The sequence below is a fragment of the Pseudogemmobacter sonorensis genome (assembly GCF_042762395.1).
In the GTDB taxonomy this organism is placed as follows: domain Bacteria; phylum Pseudomonadota; class Alphaproteobacteria; order Rhodobacterales; family Rhodobacteraceae; genus Pseudogemmobacter; species Pseudogemmobacter sonorensis.
The window spans coordinates 1-2,366 of the sequence record NZ_JBEFZE010000073.1 but is presented as its reverse complement, the minus strand read 5'-3'; the positions used below and the strand labels follow the sequence as shown (position 1 = coordinate 2,366).

Annotated in this window: 1 protein-coding gene and 1 pseudogene; both read right to left on the bottom strand. The window is 65.7% G+C overall.

What is annotated here, in order from left to right; genetic code table 11:
• Positions 1-112 precede the first annotated feature (112 nt).
• Positions 113-766 carry a hypothetical protein gene (locus tag ABNX41_RS21700; RefSeq protein WP_438671758.1) on the bottom strand — a complete coding sequence of 218 codons (654 nt, stop codon included), beginning with the start codon at positions 764-766 and terminating at the stop codon, positions 113-115.
• Positions 766-2,366, bottom strand: a pseudogene (locus tag ABNX41_RS21695) (hypothetical protein); the annotation flags it as partial. The pseudogene ABNX41_RS21695 and the gene ABNX41_RS21700, both read right to left, overlap by 1 nt.

Sequence of the window (2,366 nt, the reverse complement as noted above, 5' to 3'; positions counted from 1 at the left end):
CCGAAACGCTCGCGTCGGCAACGCAATCTTGGCGGCTACCGATCTCGCTACGCGCGTCAGCGGATGCGCGCACAGTATTCTCAACGTCATTTTCCGTCTGCATATCAGCCTCCTACCGTAGGGTCTGGATGAAATCGAAAGAGATGCCCTCGCTGATCAGCGGGGCCGAGTTGGGCCAGCGGATCGAGCCGGGCAAGATCACCGCCTTGCATGCGGGCCGGATCAGCGTGACGGCCGTGCCCGTCGCCCAGCCCGGGCGAATGTGCGGCACCACATCGAACAGGCCGGTGGTGCCTGCCTGCGATGCCGCAACGCTGAGGCTGCGCACGCGATGAAGGGCATAGCGCACCGGCCCGGTGCCATAGGTGAAGGCCAGCATCTCGCCCTGCGCGAGCCTGTAGCCAGGCGGGAGACCCGACAACGCGCAGCGGTGGTTATCACCTGCAACGGATGAAAGGACCGGGGTGTATCCGTTGAGGATCGATCCTGTCGGGTCATAGGCAGGTGCCCAGACCGGCATTGCATGGGCGAGGAACGGATCCCCGGCCCGGTCCAGATCCTCAAGCACCGCCTGCACGGCGGAAATGCTGCGATGATACCCCGCCGCCAGTGTGACTGTGCCGCGCCAGAGGCTGGCGCCGATCACCGCCGACAGCACCTCGCCCCCGGCCGTGCGGCTGTGCTGTCTGACCCCGGGCAGGTGGAAAGACACCTTCGAGATTTTGAGCCCCGAGAAGAATTCGGCCAGGGTAAGCGGGTCAGCCATCAGCGATACCTCGGGTTGCGGTTGATCTGCCCGAGGCGATCAGGGAGCGCGCGGTCAAAGGACTGGAGCCCCGCCGAGACCCCCTGCTGCACTAGGCCGATGATGTGCTGATCGCCGCTGGCGCCCTCGACGTTGACCGTGATCGCCATGGCACCACCGCCACCGACGGTCTGCCCGCGCGTGTGGTCGATCACGCTCTCGCGGGGATGCATTATGGCGAGGAAGCCCCCCTTGCCATCCAGACCGCCCGTGCGTGGCGCGCTTCCGGTATAGCCCCCGCCATCGAAGGACAAAAGACCGCCGACAAAGCCGGTGAACCCGCCACCACCACCAAGGCCGAGAAGCGATGAAAGGCCCTTGCTCATCTGCGCCTTGGCGATTTCCATCAGCAGGTCTGCCACCGCCTGTTTGGCGGATTTCGACCCGTCGAGGATGGAGCCGAACATGTCGGTCAGGGCATCGCGCCCGCGCTCGCTCGCCTCCTCGATCTGCCGAATCCGATCCGCCGCCGCCTCGGCTTCAAGCCCTGCCGTGGCATAGGCGCGCGCCTGCGCCTCGATCTCGGCCGTCAGTTCGGGCGTGATGACAAGGCCCTGCCGCTGCGCCGCCATCAGAAGCTCGGCCCGCTTGCGGGCGTAATCCATCATCCCGGCGTGTTCGCCCCCGGCCTCGGCCGCCACGAGGAGCGCCGCCGCCTCGGCCTCAAGCAGCGCGATCTGGCGTTGCGTGGCCTCGATCATCGCTGCGTATTCGTCCCGGGTGCGACCGCCGCCCCTGCCGGAAGATCGGCCGCCCGGATCCACAAGTTCATGCGTCATGGCTGGCGCCGGGCGCGGGCGCGGGCTGGTCGCCACGAAGGTGTTCGGATCGGGAGGAAGCAGGCCCCCATCGCTGGAGGAAAGCGGGGTGCCAGTATTTTGCCCGGCAGAAACCTCCATCCCGGCCGCCGCGCTGATCCACTGGAACAGCGATTTCGCCAGCCCGACAACCTCACCGATCTTTCCCCCGAGCGCATCAATCTGCGATATCGCCGCCGTGAAACTCACCTGATCGGTGCGGTCCAACTCATCGAAAGCCCCCCTCGCGCCGGTCTGGATCTCTCCCAGCCTCATTGCGAAATCCTGTGCCCCGATTTCGTTCGCATGGAACTGGTTGACCAGTTCGTGCATGTCGTTCCCGGCCTGCGCCAGCACGGCCCATAGCTCGTCCTTGCCCAGAAGGTTGGCCTGGTCCGCCGCCGCAAGAAGTTGCATCGCCATCGCGCGGGCGTTCTCGGCCAGATCGCCATAGGCTGCGTCGAGATCCCGGATGCTGTCGGCGTTTTCGTTCACGGCCTGCTGGTTTGCCTTGAGCTTTTCATACGCCTCATCGCCGAAGATCACCCGGGCCCGGCCCTCGTCGCCAAGCAGGCTGTCCAGTTCCGTGCGCATGCCAGTCAGAACCTGCACCGCATCGGCGGCACCCACGGCGAAGCTCTTGAACCAGGTGCCGATGGTCGTGTTCAACTCCTGCCAGCGCCGGTCGAGTTCCTGCGCCTTCTCGATCAACTCCCGATCCATGACGATGCCAAGCTCACGCGCCCGGTCGATGGTGCGGGAAA

Bases quoted from the DNA above. Each gene is read 5' to 3' on its own strand.
- ABNX41_RS21700 (WP_438671758.1), bottom strand. From the start codon at position 766: ATGGCTGACCCGCTTACCCTGGCCGAATTCTTCTCGGGGCTCAAAATC.